Raw genomic sequence first — 20927 nt, 5'->3', positions numbered from 1 at the left:
GGGCATGGACTTCGGGATCGTGCTGCAGACCGACCCGCCCGCGCGGGACGTCGTGCGGCTGATGAAGGACGCCGAGGACTGCGGGTTCCGCTACGGCTGGACGTTCGACTCCTGCGTGCTGTGGCAGGAACCGTTCGTCATCTACTCGGCGATCCTGGCGGCGACGTCGTCCCTCGTGGTGGGGCCGATGGTGACCAGCCCGGGCACGCGGGACTGGTCGGTGCTGGCGTCGACGTTCGCCACGCTCAACGACATGTACGGCAACCGGACGGTCTGCGGCATCGGCCGCGGCGACTCCGCGCACCGGGTCGTCGGGAAGCCGCCGTCCACCCTGGCCACCGTGCGCGACTGCATGCGCGTGGTCAAGGACCTGGCCGAAGGCCGCGCGGTGACGATGAACGACAAGACCGTGCAGATCCCGTGGATCCGCAACGGCCGCCTGGAGATGTGGATGGCCGGGTACGGGCCGAAGGCGCTGCAGACGGTCGGCGAGCACGCCGACGGCTTCATCCTGCAGTGCGCCGACCCGGCGATCGCGCGCTGGACGATCGGCGCGGTCCGCGACGCCGCCCGGGCGGCCGGCCGGGACCCGGGCGGCATCACGATCTGCGTCGCGGCCCCGGCGTACGTCGGCGACGATCTGCCGCACCAGCGCGAACAGCTGCGCTGGTTCGGCGGGATGGTCGGCAACCACGTCGCCGACCTGGTGGCGCGGTACGGCTCGTCGGGGGCGGTACCGCGGGAGCTGACGGACTACATCCGCGAGCGGGAGGGGTACGACTACAGCCACCACGGCAAGGCGGGCAACCCGTCGACGGAGTTTGTCCCGGACGAGATCGTCGACCGGTTCTGCCTGCTGGGGCCGGCCTCGGCCCAGGTCGAACGGCTGCAGGAGCTGGCCGAGCTGGGTGTCGACCAGTTCTCGCTGTACCTGATGCACGACGACCGGGAGGCGACGCTGGCGTCCTACGGGACGCAGATCATCCCGAAGCTCACCGCGTAGGGCCCGCCCCACCGCGGATCCGGGGGCGCGCACCAGCGCGTCCCCGGTCCCGGTGCCGGGACGATCGGGTGATGAACCTTCGTGTTGCGCTGGCCCTGGGGGCCGTCGCGAGCGCAGTCGCCGGAATTGCGCCCGCGGCCGCGGCGAGCCCCGCACCGATCGTCTGGGAAGCTTCCTGCCCGGCCGGCTACGAATGCGGCCACCTCGACGTCCCACTGTCCTATCAGGACCCATCGGCGGGCACGGTCCGCCTCGCGGTGGGTCGCCTGCCCGCCACCGACCAGGCCCACAAGCTGGGCACGATCTTCTACAACCCGGGCGGCCCCGGCTCGTCCGGCCGGTTCGCGCCGGCGCTGACACCGGCGTTGCACGCCCGCTTCGACATCGTCGGGTTCGACCCGCGCGGCGTCGGCGCGAGTGCGAAGATCAGCTGCTTCACCGATCCCTCCCAGCTGGAAGTCCTGCAACGAGCCCTCGGCACGTTCCCGCTGACCCGCGCGGCCGAACAGCAGCAGATCGCCGACACCCGCGTGGTCACCGACCTCTGCGAGCGGAACGCCGGTCCGCTGGCGAACCACCTCTCGACCGGAACGATCGCCCGCGACCTGGACCGGCTGCGCGCGGCGTTCGGCGAGCCGAAGCTGCGGTACTACGGCAAGTCGTACGGCACGTACCTCGGCGAGACGTACGCGAACCTGTTCCCCGGCCGGGTCGGCACACTGGCCCTCGACGCGGTCGACGACCCGGTGCGCTGGTCGACCGGCGCCGCCCCGATGAGTTACCGCCTGCACGGCTTCGCGGACGCCCCGCGAGCGCTCGAATCCTTCCTGGCCGCCTGCGGCGCCCGTTGCCCGTTCGACTACCCGGCAATTCTCGACCGGCTCGAGCGCGGCCCGATCACGGTGACCGACACGACCGGGCGCCAAGTGGTCGTCACCTACCAGGGCGCGATCGCCCGTATCCACGACTACCTGACCGACGCCCAGTCCGCTCCCCGCCTGGCGGCCTTCCTCCAGGCTCTGGCGGATCCGGCATCTCCCGCCCCGGCAGCACAGGGCGGCCCACCGGACATCGACTCCCTCCTGGGCGGCGGCGCCACGCTCTGTTCGGACGCGGCGAATCCTCGTGACCCGGCCGTGTGGTGGAACTACGCCCGGCGCGCGGACGAAGTAGGGCGGGGCTTCGGGCCGTTCGACGTCTACAAGACGCTGCCGTGCGCAACTTGGGACGTGAGAGATCCGGGCCGCTACGCGGGACCGTGGAACCGCCCGACGGCCCCGATCCTCCTGCTGGCCAACCGCCAGGGCGACCTGGAGACGCCGTACGCGGGAGCGCAGCGAACCGAGCGCCTGCTGGGGAACGCACGCCTGCTGAGCCTCGACACGTACGGCCACGGCGCCCGCGGAAAGAGCGCGTGCATCGACGGCTGGCTGGACCGCTACTTCGGCACGGGCGCAGTCCCGGCGCCGGGCACCGTCTGCGCACCGGACCGAGGCCCGTTCGGCTGAGGCTCCCTGCCGGATGTCCTCCAGGGCGTCGCGCAGCTCGGCGAGCCCGACCGAGCCGAGCGCCAGCCGGAGCGAATGGGGCACGGCGGGCGTCGTCGCGGACGGCTCCGCGGTGGCGACGACGACCCGCCCCCGCGGAGCGCCGCGGCGATCCGGTCCCTGCATTCCCGAGGACCACGGGCGAGGGCGGTCAAGATTTTCCGCCCCAACTCGACCGCCGTGGACCAATCTCCTGATTTCTTTCCCGCGGCCAGTAACAGACGCAACGAACCCAACCGATCCAGACAGGGCATCCCCGTAACCGGACGATCTTCTTCGAGATCCGGACTGATTCCCGCACAGAACGGCACCGGCATGGACATCGCTGAGCGCGCGCAGGCACTCGCCTTGAAGATCCGCAAGCACAAGGACGGCATCGAAACCGAAGAGGCGACCAAGAACGCCTTTGTGATGCCGTTCATCAGCACCGTCCTGGGTTACGACGTGTTCAACCCGGCCGAAGTCATCCCCGAGTTCACCGCCGATGTCGGGACCAAGCGGGGCGAGAAGATCGACTACGCGATCGTACACAACGGTCAGGTGCAGGTCCTCGTCGAGGCCAAGAAGATCAATGATCCGCTCCGGATCGAGCACGCTTCACAGCTGTTCCGCTACTTCGCCGTGACGAATGCCCGTATCGCCGTCCTGACGAACGGGCAGGTGTACGAGTTCTACACCGACCTCGACGCCCCGAACCGGATGGACGCGAAGCCGTTCCTGGTGCTCGATTTCGCCGACATCGACGACACCCTGCTGCCCGAATTGGCCAAGCTCACCAAGGAGTCCTTCGACCTGGACTCCGTCATCAGCGCCGCGGGCGAACTGAAGTACATCGGGCAGTTGAAGCGCATTCTCGCGGCTCAGTTCAAGGAGCCCGAGGACGAATGGGTGAAGTTCCTGACCACGCGGGTGTACGAAGGCGCGTTCACGCAGCGGGTCCGTGACCAGTTCGGTCCGTTGGTGGCCAAAGCGGCTCGCCAGTTCCTGAACGAGCAGGTCAACGACCGCCTGAAGAACGCCCTCGGCGGGCCCGACTCCTACGTGAGCGTGTCGAGCGGCAGCGTCATCGAGCCGGAGCAGCCTGAGCCGGCGCCGGCCGTCGAGGCCGGGGCAGCCGGGGTGGCCGATGACACCGAGCGGGTCGTCACGACCGAGGAAGAACTCGAGGGCTACCGGATCGTCCGCGCCATCGTCTGCGGTGAGGTCGCCGCCGCGCGGGTGGCGGCTCGGGACACCAAGACCTACTTCGGCGTGCTGCTGGACGACAACAACCGCAAACCGATCGCGCGGCTCTGGTTCAACCGGTCGAAGAAGTACCTCGGGGTGTTCGACGAGAACAAGGTCGAAACCCGCCTGCCGATCAGTGCGGTCGAGGACATCTACCAGCACGCCGACCACTTGAGGAGCACGGTGGCGAGGTACCTCGCCACCGTGCGCACGCCGGAACCGGCGCCGGCTCAGTCCACCAGCGCCTGGTAGACCAGCTGCCGCAGCTGGGGACGGAGGCGGTAGGTGCTCGAGGGGAGCAGTTGCGTGTAGAAGCCCACCGTCAGGTCCTCGTCCGGGTCCACCCAGAAGGCCGTCGATGCCGCTCCTCCCCAGGCAAATTCGCCCGGGGACGACAACGTTCGGGCCTTCACCGGGTCCTCCAGGACCGAGAAGCCGAGGCCGAAGCCGTGGCCGTCGAAAGGCATCTCCGCGAACAGGGGACGGCCGAAAGCCTCCAGGTCCACCCGGCCCGGTAGGTGGTTGCTCACCATCAACGCCACCGTTCGCGGGGACAGCAGCCGGACGTCGTCGAGGGCGCCGCCTCGGAGGAGCATCTCCGTGAAACGCCAGTAGTCCCGGGCCGAGGACACCAACCCGCCGCCGCCGGAGAGGCAGTCCGGGCGGGATGCTCCCATGCGGCCGAATGCGTCGTTGCGGACTGCTCGGCCCGATGCCGGGTCTCGGACGTACATCGCCGCCAAGCGGGAGGGGGACGATGCCACGAAACCCGTGTCCGTCATGCCCAGCGGGGCGAAGATGCGGGACTCGAAGAACTCGTCCAGCGGCTGGCCTGACACCACTTCGACGAGCCGGCCGAGGACGTCGGTGGCGATCGAGTAGTTCCACTCCGTTCCCGGCTGGAACAGCAGCGGCAGCTTGGCCCACTGCTCCGAACACGCCGCCAGGTCGAGACCCGGCGGGGTGCCCCACTCGAAGCCCGCCGCGCGGTAGATCGCGTCCACCGGGTGGCCGTGGTGGAAGCCGTACGTGAGGCCCGCCGTGTGCGTCAGCAGGTGCCACACGCGGATCGGCGAAGTGGCCGGCTCGGTCAGCGGCGCCAGCGCCGATCCCTTGACGTACACCCGCGGCGCAGCGAACTCGGGCAACCAGCGCGAGATCGGGTCGTCCAGCTCCAGCAGGCCCTCTTCGGCCAGCATCATCGCCGCGACCGAGGTGATCGGCTTGGACATCGAAAAGATGCGCCACAGCGTGTCGGTCTCCACCGGCGAGGACGCCTCGACGTCCCGGGAGCCGCCGCGGCCGAGGTGGACGATGCGGCCGTGCCTGCTCACCACCGCGAGCCAGCCCGGCAACCGTCCATCCTCGACATACCGGTCGAAATGCCGGTCGATCCGGGCCAGCCGCGCCGCGTCGAAGCCGGCCTCGGCCGGGTCGACGTCCACTTCGAAATCCGCCATGCGGCGAGGCTACTTCTCCCGCGCCCGCTCGGCCGCCTTCTCCTCGCGCCACGCCTCGTCGTTCTTGCCGTAGCGCCAGTAACCCGAGATCGACAGCAGCTCGCGTCGCACGCCGCGCTCGTCGAGCAGGTAGCGCCGCAGCTCGCGCACGAAGCCCGCCTCGCCGTGGACGAACGCCTGGACGACGCCCTCGGGCCACGGCAGCTCGCGCACCGCCGCCGCGACGTCGCCGCCCGATGCCCGGTGCAGCCACGTGATCTGCGCGTCCGCCTTCGTGACCAGCGGCTGCTCCTCGGCCTCGTTTTCGACCAGGATCACCGCGTGGGCCGGGACGCCGGCGGGCAGCGCTTCGAGCGACGACGCGATGGCCGGCAACGCGCTCTCGTCTCCCGCCAGCAGGTGCCAGTCCGCCTCGGCGCCGGGCGCGTACGCCCCGCCCGGGCCCAGCACCAGCAGCTCGTCACCCGGCTGGGCCGAGGCCGCCCACGGGCCCGCGATGCCCTCGTCACCGTGGTGGACGAAGTCGAGGACGAGCTCGCCGGCCTGCGCGTCGAACGCGCGCACCGTGTACGAACGCTGCCGCGGCCAGTGCTCGCGCGGCATCGTCGCCCGGCACTCCTGGACGTCGAACGGCTCCGGGTACTCGACCCCGGGGACCTTGAACAGCACCTTCACGTAGGCGTCGGTGAATTCGTTCGGCGTGAACTGCGCGATCCCCTCGCCGCCCGCGACGATCCGGATCATGTGCGGGGTCAGCCGCTCGGTCCGCAGCACCCGCAGCCGCGCCGCGGGACGCCCGGACCGCCGGGGTGCTTCAGCCATCGGCCACTCCAACCATCGCTAAGGCTTACCTAAGTCAGCCTACGCGCCGAAATCGGCACGGGGCTACTCAGGTGTGCTCAGTTCCGCGAGCAACCTCCCGAACCCCCTGGTCACCTCCTTCCGGAACCCGAAGAAAAACCGGTTCGCCAACGGCACTCCCCATCGGCCCCACGACGCCGCGTTGACCACCCGGTGCTCGACGCGCGCCCCCGCCGGATCGGCCGTGACGCGGTATTCGCCCCGGTACCACCAGCCGCCCTGCACCGCGACGCACCCGCGCTCCCGGTCGATCTCCATCCGCATCGGGTGGCCACCGCCGCCCAGCATCAGCCGCAGCCGTTCGAACACCTCGGCGGGCGGCCGCGCGACCACCCCCGACGCCTCCGCAAGCGTTTTCACCCGCGTGGATCCGAAACCCGCGTGTTCTGGAACGCCGTGATCAGCCACTCGCCCTCCTCCCGGACGAGCACGAAGGACACGGTCGACTCGCGCCCTTCGTCGGCGACCGCCGCCCCGGACAGCGACGAACCGCCGCCGACGACCGCCACCGCGACATCCGGCCGGACGAACCGCACCTTCGCTTCCCCGCCGAGCGACCCGGTCAGCTTCGACCCTCGCAACGGCCCCTCGAACAGCGCCCGATGCGAGCTCTCGATCGCTTCCCGGCCCGGGAAGTTCATCCCGAAGAACGTCACGTAGTCCGCATCCTCGGTGAAGAGCCGCCCGTATGCGGCGGCATCACCGGCGTTCCACGCGTCGGCAAGCCGGCCCAGCACCCCGCGAACTTCGGCAACAGCAGTCATCACGACCCCCTTGAAACAGCCCCTACGAACATCGTTCGCCTCACGAACACCGTTCTACTCTCGAACGCCGTTCGCGTCAAGTACAGTGTTCGGGTGACCGTTCCCCCGCCGCCGTGGCGCAGCGCTCCCCGCCGCCGTGCCGCGAAACCCGTTCTTTCCCAGGCCTCGATCGTCCGAGCGGCCTTGATCGTCCTGGACGACGAGGGGTTCGACGCGGTCACCATGCGGCGGATCGCCCAGGAACTGGAGACCGGGCCCGCCTCGCTCTACGCGCACGTGTCGAACAAGGAAGAACTGGCGGAGCTGATGCTCGACGCCGTGCTCGCCGACGTGCTGGTCCCCGAGCCGGACCCGGCGCGCTGGGACGAGCAGGTCAAGGACCTCGTCCGCGACCAGATCCAGGTGATGGCCGCGCACCGCGGCATCGCGCGCATCGCGTGGGACATCGCCGTACCGGTCACGCCCAACTCGCTGAAGCAGGGCGAGGGCATGCTCGCCCTGCTTCGCGCCGGTGGGCTGACGCTCAAGCAGGCAACCTTCGCGGGCGACGCCCTTTCCCTTTACGCCAAGGCGTACGCCTACGAAGCAAGCGGCTGGACCTGGGGCGAGATCGACCAGGCCGAAGCCGGCGAACGCGGCCGGCAGATGGTCGCGTACATGCGGTCACTGCCCGCCGAGTCGTTCCCCAACCTGCTGCAGGCCGGCGAGTTCTTTTCCGCGGAAACGGCGAAGGAACGCCTCGAGTTCGCGCTCGAGGCGTACCTCGCCGGGCTGAAGGTCCTGGCGAAGAACTAGGGCCGCAGCACGATCTTGCCGCGGGTGTGCCGCCGCTCCAGCTCGCGGTAGGCGTCCCGGACCTCCTCCAGCGGAAACACCCGGGCGATCGGCAGCTCCAGCAATCCCTTGTCCAGCAGCAGACCCAGCTCGCGCAGGACGTCGGCCGACGCGCCCGCCGCGTTGCCGTCGGTCTTGACGTTGTACTTCTCGGCCGCGGCCCAGTCGATGATCGTGTCGATCCGTCCCGGGTGGATGCCCAGGTGGAGCGCCAGTTCCACGTACCCGGAGCCGAAGGTGTCCACGAACGCGTGCACGCCGGAAGGCGCGGCTTCCCGGATCCGCGACAGCACGCCCTCGCCGTAGGCGACCGGGATGACGCCGAGCCCGCGCAGCCACTCGTGGTTCGCCTCGCCGGCCAGGCCGATCACCGTGGCCCCGGCCAGCTTCGCGAGCTGGACAGCCAGGGAGCCGACCCCGCCCGCGGCGCCCGAGACGACGACGGTGTCACCCTCTCGCGGGCAGACCGCGGCCACCGCGGCGTACGCGGTCGTGCCGGCGACGAACAGCGAACCGGCGACCTCCCACGGCACACCGTCCGGCCGCGGCGTGAGGTTCTCGGCCTCGGCGACGACGAACTCGGCGTGGCTCGACCGCGTGTCGACGAACCCGATCACCTCGTCGCCGACAGCGATGTCCGAGACGCCTTCGCCGAGCGACGCGACAACCCCCGCGAAATCGCTGCCTTGTCCCGAAGGGAACGTCGCCGGGAAGCGTTCGTGCAGGAATCCCTGCCGGATGGCGGCCTCGCCCGGGTTGATCCCGGCGGCCCGCACCTCGACGAGCACCTGGCCCGGTCCTGGGACCGGCCGGGGGACGTCCTCGACCCGCAGGACCTCCACGTCGCCGTATTCGTCGAACCTGATCGCGCGCGCCATGGGGCCTCCTCTAAGTCGTTGCTGAATACAAGCAACGACCCGGCTCCCGGTTTTAATCCCTACCCGGCGAGGCGGCGGACCACGCCGTCGGCCAGCAGCCGGCCGCGGTCGGTGAGCACCGCGCGGCCCCGGGAGTCCAAAGCGGACGGATCGAGCAGTCCTTCGGCCGCGGCCGCCCGCGCCTCGGCCAGCCCCGGCTCGTCGAGCACGTCGAGCGGCAGCCCCTCGGCGACGCGCAGTTCGAGCATGATCCGCTCGAGGTGCTGGTCGTCGTCGGTGAGCACCTCGCGCCCGCCCGCGGGCGAGTCGCCGGCGGCCAGGAGCGCCGCGTACCGGGCCGGGTGCTTGACGTTCCACCAGCGCACCCCGCCGACGTGGCTGTGCGCGCCCGGACCGGCGCCCCACCAGTCGTCACCCCGCCAGTAGCCGAGGTTGTGCCGGCAGCGGGCCGCGTCGGACGCCGCCCAGTTCGACACCTCGTACCAGCGCAGCCCGGCCGAGGACAGCATGGCGTCGATCATCTCGTAGTCCGCGGCCAGGACGTCGTCGTCCGGCGCCGGCAGCTCGCCCCGGCGGACGCGGCGGGCCAGCGCCGTGCCCTCCTCGACGATCAGCGCGTACGCCGAGACGTGGTCGACGCCGGCGGCCAGCACGGCGTCGAGCGTCGCCCGCAGGTCGTCGGCGCGCTCCCCCGGCGTGCCGTAGATCACGTCGAGGTTCACGTGGTCGAACCCGGCCGCGCGCGCTTCGGCGGCCGCCGCGCCCGGGCGGCCCGGGGTGTGCACGCGGTCGAGGATCTTCAGCACGTGCGGCGCGGCCGACTGCATGCCCAGCGACACCCGCGTGTAGCCCGCTTCGCGGATGCCGGCGAAGAACTCCGGCGACGTCGACTCCGGGTTCGATTCCGTCGTCACCTCGGCCCCCGGCGCCAGCCCGAAGACGTCGCGGACGGCGTCGAGCACCGACCGCAGCCCGTCCGCGCCCAGCAGCGACGGCGTGCCGCCGCCGACGAACACGGTGTCGGCGGCGGGCGGCACGACGAGCACGCGCGCGGCGAGTTCGAGTTCGCGCCGCAGCCCTTCGAGCCAGGACTGCGGCGACGAACCGGTGTCGAGCTCGCCCGCGGTGTAGGTGTTGAAGTCGCAGTACCCGCAGCGCGTGGCGCAGAACGGGACGTGCACGTACACCCCGAACGCTCTGCTGCCCAGCCCCTTCAGCGCGCTTTCCGGCAACGCCGGATCGATCGGTGTGGCGGGGTCGGGACGCAGCTGGGGCACGCTCGAATTGTCCACCCCGTCACGCCCGGTCGCCTCAAGGGGCCGATCGGGTTAACACCTGTTACGACGCCGGGAGGTTGGCCGCCGCCCAGTCCGGATCGACCGGGATCAGCTCGATGACGTCGAGCAGCACGCCGTTCGGATCCGCGACGTAGAAGTGCCGCTGCCCGTAGACCTCGTCGATGACCGGGGTGACCAGCTCGACCCCCGCCTCTTCCAGCCGGTTCGCCTCGGCGCGGGCGTCTTCGACGACGAGGCCGAACATCAGCCCGGCCGCCTCCCGCGCGCGGTGGGCCGGCGGCACCGACTCGTGCCCCCGCTGCACGAAGCTGATCTCGTACCCCGGCGCGCCGGCGTTGACGCTGGCGAACCAGTCGAGCTCGACGGTGACCGGCAGGCCGACGACGTCCGCGTAGAAGCGGGTGGTCGCGGCGACGTCGTCGACCAGGTAGCCCGCCCCGAAACCCTTGACCTGCATCAGCGGATCCTCTCCCTCAAATCACTGTGTCCGTAGTACTCTAATCATAGTGGTAAACAGGGTGCAAGCGAGATTCCCGGCCGTAACGCTCCGCTATCGCATGCGACTTCTCCGGTATGACGGGTCTCGAAGTCGCGGTCGGCTGGCTCATCGCGTGGGCCGTGCGCAAGGCGGGCCGGGTGGGCAAGCGGGTCGACGCCGAAGTCGATCGGGCCGTCGACGCGGGGCTCGACCGGCTGCACGACCTGGTCGCGGCCAAGCTGGGCGACGATCCGGCGCTGGCGAAGCTGCGGGACGAAGCCGCGAAGACCGGCGAAGTGGGCACCCGGACGCAGGCGCGGGTCCGGCTGGCCCTCGAGGACGCCGTGGAGCAGGACCCGGACTTCACCGCCGCGATCGAGCAGGCGGTGGCCGGCCTGGAATCGACCGCCGGCTCGCACGCCGTGGTCGTCCACGGTGACGTCCGCGCCGACCACGGCGGCATCTCGATCGGCGGCGTGACCGGCGGGCAGGTGACGCTCGGGGACCCTCGGGGGCCGGACCGGTCGCAGGGCTGACCGCGTCCGGCTCGCTGCACGCCGCCCACTCCGGCACCGCCATCGGCACGGCGGGCCAGGTCTTCGTCGCCGCGTCCGGCCGGACCGCCGGCTTCGCCCCGGACACCCCGGTGTCGCCGCAGATCAACCAGCTCGCCCCGATCGTGGGCCGCGACGACGAACTCCGGCGGCTGCACGCGGCCGCCGCCGGCCGGCCCGGCCGCCCGGTGGTGCGGGTGCTGGCCGGGCTCGGCGGCGTCGGCAAGACGAGCCTGGCCCGCGCGTACGCCGGCCGGCACCGGGCGGACTACGGCGTCGTGTGGTGGGTGCACGCCGAGGACCCGGCGGCGGTCGACCGGGAGTTCCGCGCCCTGCTGGAACTGCTGAACCCGGACGGGGCCCGGCACATCCAGGACGCGGTGACCGCGGCCCACGCCGCGCTCGCCCGGCAGCCCAAGCCGTGGCTGCTGGTCCTCGACAACGTCACCGAACCGGCCGCCGCCACCCCGCTGATCCCGGCCGCGGGCACCGGCCTGGTGCTGGTGACCAGCCGGGCGACGCACTGGCCCGACCCGCTGCTGGTGCGCGTGACCAAGCTCGGCCTCGACGCCGCCGCCGACCTGCTCCTCTCGTTGAAACCGGACGACGACCGCGCCCGCGCGGTCGCCCTCGCGCGGGAAGTGGACCGGCTGCCGCTGGCGCTGGTCCAGGCCGGGTCGTTCGCCCGCGCCAACGCCCTCGACCTGGGGACCTACCTGCGGCTGTACCGGAAGAACCGCGCCGAGCTCCACCGCGAAGGACGGCTCGGCGACGACTACCCGCACACCGTGGCCACCACCTGGCAGCTGGCCATCGAGCGCCTCCCCGCCACCGCCCGCGCGGTGCTGAACCTGCTGTGCTGCTACGCCTCCGACGCGATTCCCGTCGCCCTGCTGCTGGCTCCCCCCGACCCGGCCTACATCGCGCTGCCGGCGTCGCTGGAACCCCGGCTGCGGCCGCTGCTCGAAAACGAGCTGGCCCGGCACCGGGCGGTGGGCGAGCTGCTGTCCTACAGCCTGTGCACCACGACCGACGGGCAGCAGGCGGTCGACGTGCACCGGCTGCTCCAGGCGGTCAACCGCGAACAGCTGGTGGCCGAGGGAACGGCCGACGACTGGGCGCGGGCGGCCCACGAGCTCCTGCTGGAGATCACCCCGGGCGTGCTGGACGACGCCGAGGCACTGAACCGGTGGAACGTCGTGCACACGCACCTGCGGGCGCTGCTGGAGCACCTCGATCCCGGCTCGCCCGAAACCCTGGCCACGCGCCTCGACCTCGCCGACCGCACCGGGCAGGCCGGCAACGCGGGCGACGCGCAGGCGCAGTTCGCGGCCCTGGTCCCGCTCTGCGAAACCGTGCTGGGCCCGCGGCACCCCGTCACCCTCACCACCCGCAACAACCTGGCGTACTGGACGGCGGTGTCCGGCGACACCGCCACCGCGCTCGCCGGGTGCGCCGCACTGCTGCCGGTCTGCGAAGAGGTGCTCGGTCCCGAACACCCGCTCACCCTGACCGCGCTCGGCAACCTCGCCAACTGGAGCGGGAAATCGGGCGATCCGGCGGGCGCCCGCGAGAAGTACGCGGCCCTGCACGAAACCTACGTCCGGCTGTTCGGCCACCGGGATCCCGGTACGCTCGCCGTCCGCGGCAGCCTCGCCCAGTGGATCGGCCGGACCGGCTCGCCGACCGCCGCGCGTGACGAGTTCCTCGCGCTGCTCCCGATCACCGAACGGGTGCTCGGCCCACACCACCTCGACACGTTCACCGTCCGCGGCAGCCTCGCCCACTGGACCGGCGAAGCCGGGGACGCGGCGCGAGCCCGCGACGAGTTCGTCAGCCTGCTGCCCGCCTGCCGGAACCTGCTCGGCGCGCTGCACCCCTTCACCCTCACCACCCGGCACAACCTGGCCCACTGGACCGGCGAAGCCGGCGATCCGGGCGAGGCGCGCGACCAGCTCACCGAACTGCTGCCGACGTTCGACCGGGTGCTCGGTCCCCAGCACCCCGAGGCCGCGGTCGCCCGCGCGAACCTCGCCCACTGGACGACCATGGTGCCCCCGCGGCCACGGACCGGCGTTCGCGGTCAAAAGGCCAGGTAGACGGCTTGAGTGAGCCCGGTCCCAACATCCGGACGGGGCTCGACCACATTGTGGGCACGTGAGACGCTGGCGACGTGACTCGCGCCGGAATCCGCCTGGTGGCCCGCCGCCACGTCGACCTCCGGCGTGTGGCGAGCGCACTCTGTGTCGTGTCCCGCTGACTCCCCGCCACCACCACGACGGACCGGGCACTGGTCGCGCACGGCAACGCTGCCGCGCGGCCCACGCCCTCCCAACCGCCCCGGAGGACACCCTCATGACCACGCCCACGCGCCAGACCCCAGCCCGCCCCGCGCGTGCCAAGCAGAAGCGCGGTGAAGGGCAGTGGGCGCTCGGTTACCGGGAGCCGCTGAACCCGAACGAGCGGTCCAAGAAGGACGACCACCCGCTCAACGTGCGGGCGCGCATCGAAAACATCTACGCCCACCGCGGATTCGACGCCATCGACCCGGGTGACCTGCGCGGGCGGTTCCGCTGGTTCGGCCTCTACACCCAGCGCAAGCCGGGGATCGACGGCGGCCGCACGGCGACGCTGGAGCCCGAGGAGCTCGACGACCGCTACTTCATGCTGCGGGTCCGCATCGACGGCGGCGCGCTGACCACCGAGCAGCTCACCGTGCTCGGCGAGATCTCGCAGGCGTACGCGCGCGACACCGCCGACATCACCGACCGGCAGAACATCCAGTACCACTGGATCCGGATCGAAGACGTCCCGGCCATCTGGGCCAAGCTCGAGAACGCCGGCATGACCACGATGGAAGCCTGCGGCGACAGCCCGCGCGTCATCCTCGGCTCGCCGGTCGCGGGCATCGCCGCGGCCGAGGTGATCGACGGCACCCCGGCGATCGAGGAGATCAAGCGCCGCTACATCGGCAAGCCGGAATTCGCCAACCTGCCGCGCAAGTTCAAGACCGCGATCTCCGGCCAGCCCGACGTCGCCCACGAGATCCACGACGTCGCCTTCGTCGGCGTGGACCACCCCGAACACGGGCCCGGCTTCGACGTCTGGGTCGGCGGCGGCCTGTCCACCAACCCGATGCTCGGGCAGCGCCTCGGCGCCTGGATCCCCCTGGCCGAGGTCCCGGACGTCTGGGAAGGCGTCATCTCGATCTTCCGCGACTACGGCTACCGGCGGCTGCGCTCGCGGGCCCGGATCAAGTTCCTGGTCAAGGACTGGGGCGCGGAGAAGTTCCGGCAGGTGCTGCAGGACGAGTACCTCAAGCGCGAGCTGATCGACGGCCCGCCACCGGTGGACCCCGCCGTCCCGATCGACCACGTCGGCGTGCACCCCCAGGTCGACGGCAAGTTCTACGTCGGCGCCGCACCGATCGCCGGCCGGTCCAGCGGCGGCACGCTGGTCGCCGTCGCCAAGGCCGCCGAGCGGGCCGGCTCCGGCCGGGTGCGGCTCACCCCGCAGCAGAAGCTCGTCGTGCTCGACGTCCCCGAGGCCCAGGTCGCCACCCTGTCCGCCGAACTGGCCGAACTGGGTCTGGAGACGAAGCCGTCGCCGTGGCGGCGCGGCGTGATGGCCTGCACCGGGCTGGAGTTCTGCAAGCTCGCCATCGTCGAGACGAAGGCCCGCGCGCAACAGCTCGTCGCGGACCTCGAGAAGTCCCTCGCCGACATCCAGGACGGCCTCGACACGCCGGTGACCGTGCACCTCAACGGCTGCCCCAACTCCTGCGCGCGGATCCAGACCGCGGACATCGGCCTCAAGGGCCAGATCGTCACCGACGCCGACGGCAACCAGGTCGAGGGCTTCCAGGTGCACCTCGGCGGCGGGCTCGGCCTCGACGCCGGGTTCGGCCGGAAGCTGCGCGGCCACAAGGTGACTTCGGGCGAGCTGACCGGGTACGTCGAACGGGTCGTGCGCAATTACGTCGCCGGGCGCGAAGACGGCGAGCGGTTCGCGCAGTGGGCTGCCCGCGCCGACGAAAGCGCGCTCCAGTGACCGAACGCGCGGCGCCGTACTACTGCCCCTATTGCGGCGACGAGGACCTCCGGCCGGAAGAGAACGGCGGCTGGCTGTGTTCTGCTTGTCGCCGGGTTTTCTCGGTCAAGTTCCTCGGACTGTCCCTTCCGGAGGTATCCCGATGACCGCCACCGCCGACTACAAGACCCTCGCCGAACGCGCTTCGCGGGAACTCGCCGACGCGACCGCGGAAGAAGCGCTGCGCTGGACCGTCGACACGTTCGGCGACGACTTCATCGTCGCGTCCAACATGCAGGACGCCGTGCTGATCGACCTCGCCACCAAGGTGAAGTCCGATGTGGACGTTCTGTTCCTGGAGACCGGTTACCACTTCCCGGAGACGATCGGCACGCGCGACGCCGTCCAGACGGTCTACCCGGACGTGAAGATCGTGAACGCGCAGGCCGCGCAGAGCGTCGCCGAGCAGGACGCGGAGTACGGCCCGAAGCTGCACGACCGCGACGCCACGCTGTGCTGCAACCTGCGCAAGGTCGTGCCGCTGCGCAAGACGCTGGCGAACTACTCGGCGTGGGTGACCGGCGTCCGGCGCGTGGACGCCCCGACCCGCGCGAACACCCCGATCGTCACCTGGGACGACCGCAACGGCCTGGTCAAGATCAACCCGATCGCGGCGTGGACCGACGACGAGTTCAACGGCTACATCCGCGAGCACGGGATTCTCGAGAACCCGCTGGTGTCGATCGGGTTCCTGTCGATCGGCTGCGCGCCCTGCACGGCTCGCGTGGAGCCGGGGCAGGACCCGCGCAGCGGCCGGTGGGCGGGGCAGAGCAAGACCGAGTGCGGACTGCACGGCTGAGGAAGGGACGCATGACGACCTTGGAGCCCGCGACCGATGCGGCACAAGACAACCTGGCGGCCTTGGAGTCCGAGGCCATCCACATCTTCCGGGAGGTGGCCGGCGAGTTCGACCGCCCGGTGATCCTGTTCTCCGGCGGCAAGGATTCCACGCTGCTGCTGCACCTGGCGATCAAGGCGTTCTGGCCGGCGCCGGTGCCGTTCCCGCTGCTGCACGTGGACACCGGGCACAACTTCGACGAGGTCATCGAGTTCCGCGACCGCGTCGTCGAGCGCCACGGCCTGCGCCTGGTCGTCGCGAAGGTGCAGGACTGGATCGACGACGGGCGCCTGGAGGAGCGCGCGGACGGGATGCGCAACCCGCTGCAGACCACGCCGCTGCTCGACACGATCGCCGAAAACAAGTTCGACGCCGTCTTCGGCGGCGGTCGGCGTGACGAGGAACGAGCCCGGGCCAAGGAGCGGATCTTCAGCCTCCGCAACGCCTTCGGCCAGTGGGAACCGCGCCGGCAGCGGCCCGAGCTGTGGAACCTCTACAACGGGCGGCACCGTCCGGGCGAGCAGGTCCGCGTCTTCCCGCTGTCCAACTGGACCGAGGCCGACGTCTGGAACTACATCGCCCGCGAGAAGGTCGAGCTGCCGTCGATCTACTACGCGCACCAGCGCGAGGTCTACCTGCGCGACGGGATGCTGCTGGCCGAGGGTCCGTGGGGCGGCCCGCGGCCCGGCGAAGAGGTCCGGGAGCTGACCGTCCGCTACCGGACCGTCGGCGACGGTTCGTGCACCGGCGCGATCGAATCCACCGCGGCCACCGTCGAAGAGGTGATCGCCGAGGTGTCGGCTTCGCGGCTCACCGAGCGGGGCGCGACCCGCGCCGACGACCGGATGTCCGAGGCGGCCATGGAAGACCGCAAGCGTGAGGGGTACTTCTGATGAGTTCGCTGCTGCGCCTGGCCACCGCCGGGAGCGTCGACGACGGCAAGTCCACCCTGGTCGGCCGGCTGCTGTACGACACGAAGTCGGTGCTCGCCGACCAGCTCGACGCCGTCACCCGCGCGTCCGTCGACAAGGGACTGTCCACACCGGACCTTTCGCTGCTCGTCGACGGCCTGCGCTCGGAGCGCGAGCAGGGCATCACCATCGACGTCGCGTACCGCTACTTCGCCACGCCGAAGCGGTCGTTCGTGCTGGCCGACACGCCGGGGCACGTGCAGTACACGCGCAACACGGTGACCGGCGCGTCCACCGCGCAGCTGGCCGTGCTGCTGGTCGACGCGCGCAAGGGCGTCATCGAGCAGACCCGGCGGCACGCGGCCGTGCTGGCCCTGCTGGGCGTGCCGCAGCTGGTGCTGGCGGTGAACAAGATCGATCTGGTCGGCTACGACGAGGCGACGTTCACGGTGATCGCCGAGGAGTTCGCCGAGCACGCCCTTTCGCTGGGCTACGAGCGCGGGTCCGTGCTCGCCATCCCGGTGTCGGCGCTGGAAGGCGACAACGTGGCGACGCGCTCGGAGCGGACGCCGTGGTACACCGGGCCGAGCCTGCTGGAGCACCTGGAGGACGTGCCGGTCGCGCCCGATCCGCACGACTCGGCGCTGCGGTTCCCGGTGCAGTACGTGATCCGGCCGCGCACCCCGGAGTACCTCGACTACCGCGGTTACGCGGGCCAGATCGCGGCGGGCACGGTCCGGCCGGGCGACGAGATCGTCGTGCTGCCGCAGGGCATCCGCAGCCGCGTCGAACGCATCGACACCGCGGACGGACCGCTGGCCGAGGCCGGCGCCGGGACGTCGGTGACGCTGCTGCTCACCGACGACATCGACATCTCCCGCGGCGACCTGATCGCCGCCGCGGACGCGCCGCCGCGGATCACCGACGAGATCACCGGCACGCTGTGCTGGCTGTCGTCCAAGCCGCTGAAGCCGGGCGCGCGCGTGCTGGTCAAGCACGGCACCCGCACGGTGCAGGCACTGGTCGACGAGCTGCACGCGCGGTTCGACGAACAGACCCTGTCCAGTGTGGACTCGCCGGCGTCGCTGGAGCTCAACGACATCGGCCGCGTCACGCTGCGGCTGGCCGAGGAGCTGGGCGTCGACGACTACGGCGTCAGCCCGCGCACCGGCGCGTTCCTGGTGATCGACCCGAAGGACGGCGACACCCTCGCGGCCGGCCTGGTGGGTGAGCGCTTCTCGTGACGCCACCCCTGGTCGCCGTCGCGCACGGCAGCCGTGACCCCCGCTCGGCGGCGACCGTGCGGGCGCTCGTCGACGTCGTGCGCGCCCAGGCTCCGGGCGTGCCGGTGCACGAGTCCTTTTTGGACCTTTCCGCACCGCTCGTCACGGAGGTGCTGCGGGGGTTGTACGACTCCGGCCACCGGACGGCGGTCGTGGTGCCGTTGCTGCTGGGCAGCGCGTTCCACGCCCGGGTCGACCTGCCGGCGTTGATCGACTCGGTCGTCTCGGACTGCCCGGGCTTCCGGGTGCAGGTTTCGGACGTGCTGGGCGCCGACCCGGCGCTGGAGGCGGTCGCCTTGGACCGGCTGGCGGCGGCGCCTCACCGTGGGGGCACGGGGGTGCTGGTCAGCGCGGTCGGTTCGTCGAACGCTTCCGCGAACGCGGTGGTGGCTTCGCTGGCCGCGCGGTGGGAAGAGCGGCTGGGTGTCCCGGTGAGCGAGGCGTTCGCGTCCGCCACCCAGCCGGACATCCCCACCGCGGCGGCCGCGTTGCGGACGCGGGGCGTGCGGCACCTGGTCGTCGCGTCGTGGTTCCTGGCGCCGGGCCTGCTGCCGGACCGGATCGCCCGGCTGGCCCGTGAAGCCGACCCGGGCGCGTTCGTCGCCGAGCCACTGGCGGACGACCCGCGCGTCGCGGACGTCGTCGTGGCGCGGTACGCCTCCGCAGTCAGCGGGTTGCTCCGCCAGTACGCCTGACACCGCCGAAAGGCGAGGCTTTTTCACATTTTCGTTACCCAGCGCGCATGGGAACGGTAAATCCTTGACGTCCTACTTAACTTGCCGGTAACAATCGGGTCGGCTGCGCAGCTTTCCTCCCTCCCCTCGTGAAACCGCAGGTAGGTGGACACAGATGAAAGCGCTTCACTTTTCCCGGATCGCCGCGCTGACCGCGGCCGTGGTACTCCCCCTCGCTCTCGCCGCTCCGGCGTCGGCGGCCACCAGCGTCACCTTCGACTGCCAGGCCAACGCGCCGATCGTCGGGCCGCAGAAGGTGGCGCTGAACCAGGACGCCGACGTCAGCGCGCCCGCCACGGTCGCTCCCGGCGGGGCGTTCGACGTCGTCATCGATCCCGCTCCGAACACCGTGCCGGGCACGGTGAGCGGGAACAAGGTCAAGAACATCAACACCTTCGCACTCAAGATCCCCATCCCGGCGAACTCGTCGTACGTCGGCGCGGATCTGGCGGGCGGTTCCGGCCTGGGCGCCACCCCGCCGAAGATCTCGGTCGCGAACGGCGTCGCCACGCTGAGCTTCCCCGGCCCGATCGCCGGCGGCGCGACGTTCGAACTGCCCACCGTCACCGCGCACCTGAAGGCGGGCCAGTCGGGCACGATCCAGACCAAGCTGGCCGGCACCGGCTACACCGACCCGGGCCTGACGTTCAAGGCGGTGGCGAGCACGATCATCGGCGACCTCACCGCGCCGACGGCCTGCTTCCCCAACCCCAGCCCGGTCTTCACCACGACGACCATCGGCTGAGCACCGGATCACCCTACGGGCGAAAGTCCGTAGGGTGATCGCATGGGGAACTTCGAACTCGCTCAGGTCAACATCAGCCGGATGAAGGCGCCGCTCGACGACGAGTCCTTCCGCGACTTCGTCGACGCCCTGGAGCCGGTCAACGCCGTCGCCGACCGCGCGCCGGGCTTCGTGTGGCGGCTGCAGACCGAGGACGGCGACGCGACCTCGGTCCGCGCCTTCGAATGGGACGTGCGCGGCACGTCCGGGATCCTGGTCAACATGTCCGTGTGGACGTCGGTGGAAGCGCTGGCGGACTTCGTGTTCTCCGGCGAGCACCTGGCGATCCTCAAGCGCCGCCGCGAGTGGTTCCACCACGTCCGGGACGTGATGACCGCGCTGTGGTGGGTGCCCGCCGGGTACCGGCCGACCACCGCCGACGCCGAAGCGAAGATCAAGCACCTGCGCGTCCACGGTCCGACGCCCGAGGCGTTCACGCTGAAGCAGCACTTCTCCCCGGCCGCCGCCGCCCGGCAGGGTGAGGCCGATTGGCTGTGCCCCGCGTAACACCGGGCGGGCGAGGCGGATGTGCAAGGGTGTCGGCATGGCTGACGAACTGGTGCACTACGACGTGGTGGGCGGCACCGCCACGATCACCCTGGACTCCCCGCACAACCGCAACGCGCTCTCGGCCCAGTTGCGCCGCGAACTCTCGGACTCGCTGGCCAAGGCGGCCGCCGACGACGCCGTCCGCGTGATCGTGCTGACCCACACCGGGCCGGTGTTCTGCGCGGGGATGGACCTCAAGGAGGCCCGCGGCGCCGGCGCGGGCGACCAGGGCGTGAACGAGTTCCCGAAGATCCTCGAACAGCTGTGGACCAGCCCGAAGCCGGTGGTCGCCCGGCTGGCCGGCCCCGCCCGCGCGGGTGGCATCGGCATGGTGGCGGCGTGCGACATCGCGGTGGCGGTCCCGGAAGCGACGTTCGCCTTCTCCGAAGTCCGCATCGGCGTCGTCCCGGCCATCATCTCCCTGACCGTCCTCCCGCGCCTCGACCCGCGCGCGGCGCACGAGCTGTTCCTGACGGGCGACACCTTCGACGCCCGCCGCGCGGTCGAGATCGGCCTGCTGAACTCGGCGACCGACGACCTCGACGCCGAAGTGGCCCGGTTCGTGAAGTCGCTGGCGGCGGGCGGCCCGAAGGCGCTGGCCGAGACGAAGGCGCTGCTGAGCCGTCCCCGCCCGGCGACCCCCTCGGACGGCTTCGAGGAGATGCTCGGCCTGTCGGCGAAGTTCTTCGCCAGTGAGGAAGGCCAGGAGGGCATCCTGGCCTTCGCCCAGAAGCGCAAGCCGAACTGGGTCCCCCAGGCCTGAAGCGCCCCAATGTGGCGTTGGTTGCGTCCAGCGCACCCAATGTGGCGTTCGGTGCGTCCAACGCACCGAACG

23 protein-coding genes are annotated in these 20927 nt (G+C 71.1%); 16 read left to right on the top strand and 7 right to left on the bottom strand.

The window, feature by feature from the left end; all coding sequences use genetic code 11:
- Window positions 1-4 precede the first annotated feature (4 nt).
- The 3 genes from ACWEF6_RS33295 (at window position 5) to ACWEF6_RS33285 (ending at window position 4029) form a co-directional block, all read left to right on the top strand.
- Complete coding sequence (locus ACWEF6_RS33295; RefSeq protein ID WP_449686572.1) at window positions 5-1003, top strand: TIGR03842 family LLM class F420-dependent oxidoreductase; 999 nt, start codon at window positions 5-7, stop codon at window positions 1001-1003.
- Window positions 1004-1074: 71 nt separating this feature from the next.
- Complete coding sequence (locus ACWEF6_RS33290; protein WP_449686571.1) at window positions 1075-2511, top strand: alpha/beta fold hydrolase; 1437 nt, start codon at window positions 1075-1077, stop codon at window positions 2509-2511.
- Between the two features lie 75 nt (window positions 2512-2586).
- The gene (locus ACWEF6_RS33285; protein WP_449686569.1) at window positions 2587-4029 is read left to right on the top strand and encodes a type I restriction endonuclease; all 1443 of its coding nucleotides are present in this window, start codon (window positions 2587-2589) and stop codon (window positions 4027-4029) included.
- On the opposite strand, the gene ACWEF6_RS33280 is transcribed toward ACWEF6_RS33285, so the two are convergent.
- The 4 genes from ACWEF6_RS33280 to ACWEF6_RS33265 all read right to left on the bottom strand — a co-directional run bounded on the left by ACWEF6_RS33280 (window position 4008) and on the right by ACWEF6_RS33265 (window position 6865).
- Window positions 4008-5237 (bottom strand): serine hydrolase domain-containing protein, encoded by a 1230-nt coding sequence (locus ACWEF6_RS33280; protein ID WP_449686567.1) that lies wholly within the window; start codon window positions 5235-5237, stop codon window positions 4008-4010. The two genes, ACWEF6_RS33285 and ACWEF6_RS33280, sit on opposite strands and share 22 nt — an antisense overlap.
- Before the next feature lie 9 nt (window positions 5238-5246).
- A complete protein-coding gene (locus ACWEF6_RS33275) occupies window positions 5247-6059 on the bottom strand; it encodes a siderophore-interacting protein (RefSeq protein WP_449686566.1) in 813 nt (270 codons plus the stop codon).
- Window positions 6060-6122: 63 nt separating this feature from the next.
- The gene (locus tag ACWEF6_RS33270; protein WP_449686565.1) at window positions 6123-6458 is read right to left on the bottom strand and encodes a hypothetical protein; all 336 of its coding nucleotides are present in this window, start codon (window positions 6456-6458) and stop codon (window positions 6123-6125) included.
- Window positions 6455-6865: an SgcJ/EcaC family oxidoreductase gene (locus ACWEF6_RS33265; RefSeq protein WP_449686564.1), complete on the bottom strand. Its 411-nt coding sequence runs from the start codon at window positions 6863-6865 to the stop codon at window positions 6455-6457. The genes ACWEF6_RS33270 and ACWEF6_RS33265 overlap by 4 nt, the downstream gene beginning before the upstream one ends.
- Before the next feature lie 90 nt (window positions 6866-6955).
- On the opposite strand from ACWEF6_RS33265, the gene ACWEF6_RS33260 reads away from it, so the two are divergent.
- Entirely contained in the window at window positions 6956-7657 is a 702-nt protein-coding gene (locus tag ACWEF6_RS33260) for a TetR/AcrR family transcriptional regulator (protein WP_449686563.1), read from the top strand.
- Here the strand turns inward: ACWEF6_RS33260 and ACWEF6_RS33255 are convergent.
- The 3 genes from ACWEF6_RS33255 to ACWEF6_RS33245 are packed head-to-tail and all read right to left on the bottom strand — an operon-like array spanning window position 7654 to window position 10329.
- On the bottom strand, window positions 7654-8574 hold the full coding sequence (locus ACWEF6_RS33255) for an NADP-dependent oxidoreductase (protein ID WP_449686562.1): 921 nt from the start codon (window positions 8572-8574) through the stop codon (window positions 7654-7656). The genes ACWEF6_RS33260 and ACWEF6_RS33255 overlap by 4 nt on opposite strands.
- A 59-nt stretch (window positions 8575-8633) precedes the next feature.
- On the bottom strand, window positions 8634-9866 hold the full coding sequence (gene hemW, locus ACWEF6_RS33250; protein WP_449686561.1) for a radical SAM family heme chaperone HemW: 1233 nt from the start codon (window positions 9864-9866) through the stop codon (window positions 8634-8636).
- Window positions 9867-9912: 46 nt separating this feature from the next.
- A complete protein-coding gene (locus tag ACWEF6_RS33245) occupies window positions 9913-10329 on the bottom strand; it encodes a VOC family protein (protein ID WP_449686560.1) in 417 nt (138 codons plus the stop codon).
- Window positions 10330-10445: 116 nt separating this feature from the next.
- On the opposite strand from ACWEF6_RS33245, the gene ACWEF6_RS33240 reads away from it, so the two are divergent.
- The 12 genes from ACWEF6_RS33240 (at window position 10446) to ACWEF6_RS33185 (ending at window position 20855) form a co-directional block, all read left to right on the top strand.
- On the top strand, window positions 10446-10886 hold the full coding sequence (locus tag ACWEF6_RS33240; RefSeq protein ID WP_449686559.1) for a hypothetical protein: 441 nt from the start codon (window positions 10446-10448) through the stop codon (window positions 10884-10886).
- 110 nt (window positions 10887-10996) lie between these two features.
- On the top strand, window positions 10997-13003 hold the full coding sequence (locus tag ACWEF6_RS33235) for a tetratricopeptide repeat protein (RefSeq protein WP_449686557.1): 2007 nt from the start codon (window positions 10997-10999) through the stop codon (window positions 13001-13003).
- Window positions 13004-13077: 74 nt separating this feature from the next.
- Window positions 13078-13164 (top strand): putative leader peptide, encoded by an 87-nt coding sequence (locus tag ACWEF6_RS33230; protein WP_396136942.1) that lies wholly within the window; start codon window positions 13078-13080, stop codon window positions 13162-13164.
- 95 nt (window positions 13165-13259) lie between these two features.
- Window positions 13260-14954, top strand: coding sequence for a nitrite/sulfite reductase (locus ACWEF6_RS33225; RefSeq protein ID WP_449686556.1), 1695 nt, complete (start codon window positions 13260-13262; stop codon window positions 14952-14954).
- Window positions 14951-15100, top strand: a complete 150-nt coding sequence (locus ACWEF6_RS33220) for an eL43 family ribosomal protein (protein WP_086860657.1) — start codon at window positions 14951-14953, stop codon at window positions 15098-15100. Before ACWEF6_RS33225 ends, ACWEF6_RS33220 begins: the two co-directional genes overlap by 4 nt.
- Complete coding sequence (locus tag ACWEF6_RS33215) at window positions 15097-15792, top strand: phosphoadenylyl-sulfate reductase (protein ID WP_449686555.1); 696 nt, start codon at window positions 15097-15099, stop codon at window positions 15790-15792. Before ACWEF6_RS33220 ends, ACWEF6_RS33215 begins: the two co-directional genes overlap by 4 nt.
- A gap of 11 nt (window positions 15793-15803) precedes the next feature.
- Window positions 15804-16724 carry a sulfate adenylyltransferase subunit CysD gene (gene cysD, locus ACWEF6_RS33210; protein ID WP_310972388.1) on the top strand — a complete coding sequence of 307 codons (921 nt, stop codon included), beginning with the start codon at window positions 15804-15806 and terminating at the stop codon, window positions 16722-16724.
- Window positions 16724-17986 (top strand): sulfate adenylyltransferase subunit 1, encoded by a 1263-nt coding sequence (locus ACWEF6_RS33205; protein ID WP_449686554.1) that lies wholly within the window; start codon window positions 16724-16726, stop codon window positions 17984-17986. Before cysD ends, ACWEF6_RS33205 begins: the two co-directional genes overlap by 1 nt.
- Complete coding sequence (locus ACWEF6_RS33200; RefSeq protein WP_449686553.1) at window positions 17983-18720, top strand: sirohydrochlorin chelatase; 738 nt, start codon at window positions 17983-17985, stop codon at window positions 18718-18720. Before ACWEF6_RS33205 ends, ACWEF6_RS33200 begins: the two co-directional genes overlap by 4 nt.
- A 154-nt stretch (window positions 18721-18874) precedes the next feature.
- Window positions 18875-19504 (top strand): cyclase, encoded by a 630-nt coding sequence (locus tag ACWEF6_RS33195; protein WP_449686552.1) that lies wholly within the window; start codon window positions 18875-18877, stop codon window positions 19502-19504.
- 42 nt (window positions 19505-19546) lie between these two features.
- The gene (locus ACWEF6_RS33190; RefSeq protein ID WP_449686551.1) at window positions 19547-20050 is read left to right on the top strand and encodes a DUF3291 domain-containing protein; all 504 of its coding nucleotides are present in this window, start codon (window positions 19547-19549) and stop codon (window positions 20048-20050) included.
- Between the two features lie 37 nt (window positions 20051-20087).
- Window positions 20088-20855, top strand: coding sequence for an enoyl-CoA hydratase family protein (locus ACWEF6_RS33185; protein ID WP_449686550.1), 768 nt, complete (start codon window positions 20088-20090; stop codon window positions 20853-20855).
- The last annotated feature ends 72 nt before the right edge of the window (window positions 20856-20927 follow it).

Source organism: Amycolatopsis sp. NPDC004772 (genome assembly GCF_053601215.1).
The sequence above is the reverse complement of the archived record's forward strand: the minus strand, read 5'-3'. Positions and strand labels throughout refer to the sequence as shown.

Coding starts and splice junctions, on each gene's coding strand:
- ACWEF6_RS33295 (WP_449686572.1), top strand. CDS start 5: ATGGACTTCGGGATCGTGCTGCAGACCGACCCGCCCGCGCGGGACGTC.
- ACWEF6_RS33290 (WP_449686571.1), top strand. CDS start 1,075: ATGAACCTTCGTGTTGCGCTGGCCCTGGGGGCCGTCGCGAGCGCAGTC.
- ACWEF6_RS33285 (WP_449686569.1), top strand. CDS start 2,587: ATGGGGCACGGCGGGCGTCGTCGCGGACGGCTCCGCGGTGGCGACGAC.
- ACWEF6_RS33280 (WP_449686567.1), bottom strand. CDS start 5,237: ATGGCGGATTTCGAAGTGGACGTCGACCCGGCCGAGGCCGGCTTCGAC.
- ACWEF6_RS33275 (WP_449686566.1), bottom strand. CDS start 6,059: ATGGCTGAAGCACCCCGGCGGTCCGGGCGTCCCGCGGCGCGGCTGCGG.
- ACWEF6_RS33255 (WP_449686562.1), bottom strand. CDS start 8,574: ATGGCGCGCGCGATCAGGTTCGACGAATACGGCGACGTGGAGGTCCTG.
- ACWEF6_RS33245 (WP_449686560.1), bottom strand. CDS start 10,329: ATGCAGGTCAAGGGTTTCGGGGCGGGCTACCTGGTCGACGACGTCGCC.
- ACWEF6_RS33240 (WP_449686559.1), top strand. CDS start 10,446: ATGACGGGTCTCGAAGTCGCGGTCGGCTGGCTCATCGCGTGGGCCGTG.
- ACWEF6_RS33225 (WP_449686556.1), top strand. CDS start 13,260: ATGACCACGCCCACGCGCCAGACCCCAGCCCGCCCCGCGCGTGCCAAG.
- ACWEF6_RS33215 (WP_449686555.1), top strand. CDS start 15,097: ATGACCGCCACCGCCGACTACAAGACCCTCGCCGAACGCGCTTCGCGG.
- cysD (WP_310972388.1), top strand. CDS start 15,804: ATGACGACCTTGGAGCCCGCGACCGATGCGGCACAAGACAACCTGGCG.
- ACWEF6_RS33205 (WP_449686554.1), top strand. CDS start 16,724: ATGAGTTCGCTGCTGCGCCTGGCCACCGCCGGGAGCGTCGACGACGGC.
- ACWEF6_RS33195 (WP_449686552.1), top strand. CDS start 18,875: ATGAAAGCGCTTCACTTTTCCCGGATCGCCGCGCTGACCGCGGCCGTG.
- ACWEF6_RS33190 (WP_449686551.1), top strand. CDS start 19,547: ATGGGGAACTTCGAACTCGCTCAGGTCAACATCAGCCGGATGAAGGCG.
- ACWEF6_RS33185 (WP_449686550.1), top strand. CDS start 20,088: ATGGCTGACGAACTGGTGCACTACGACGTGGTGGGCGGCACCGCCACG.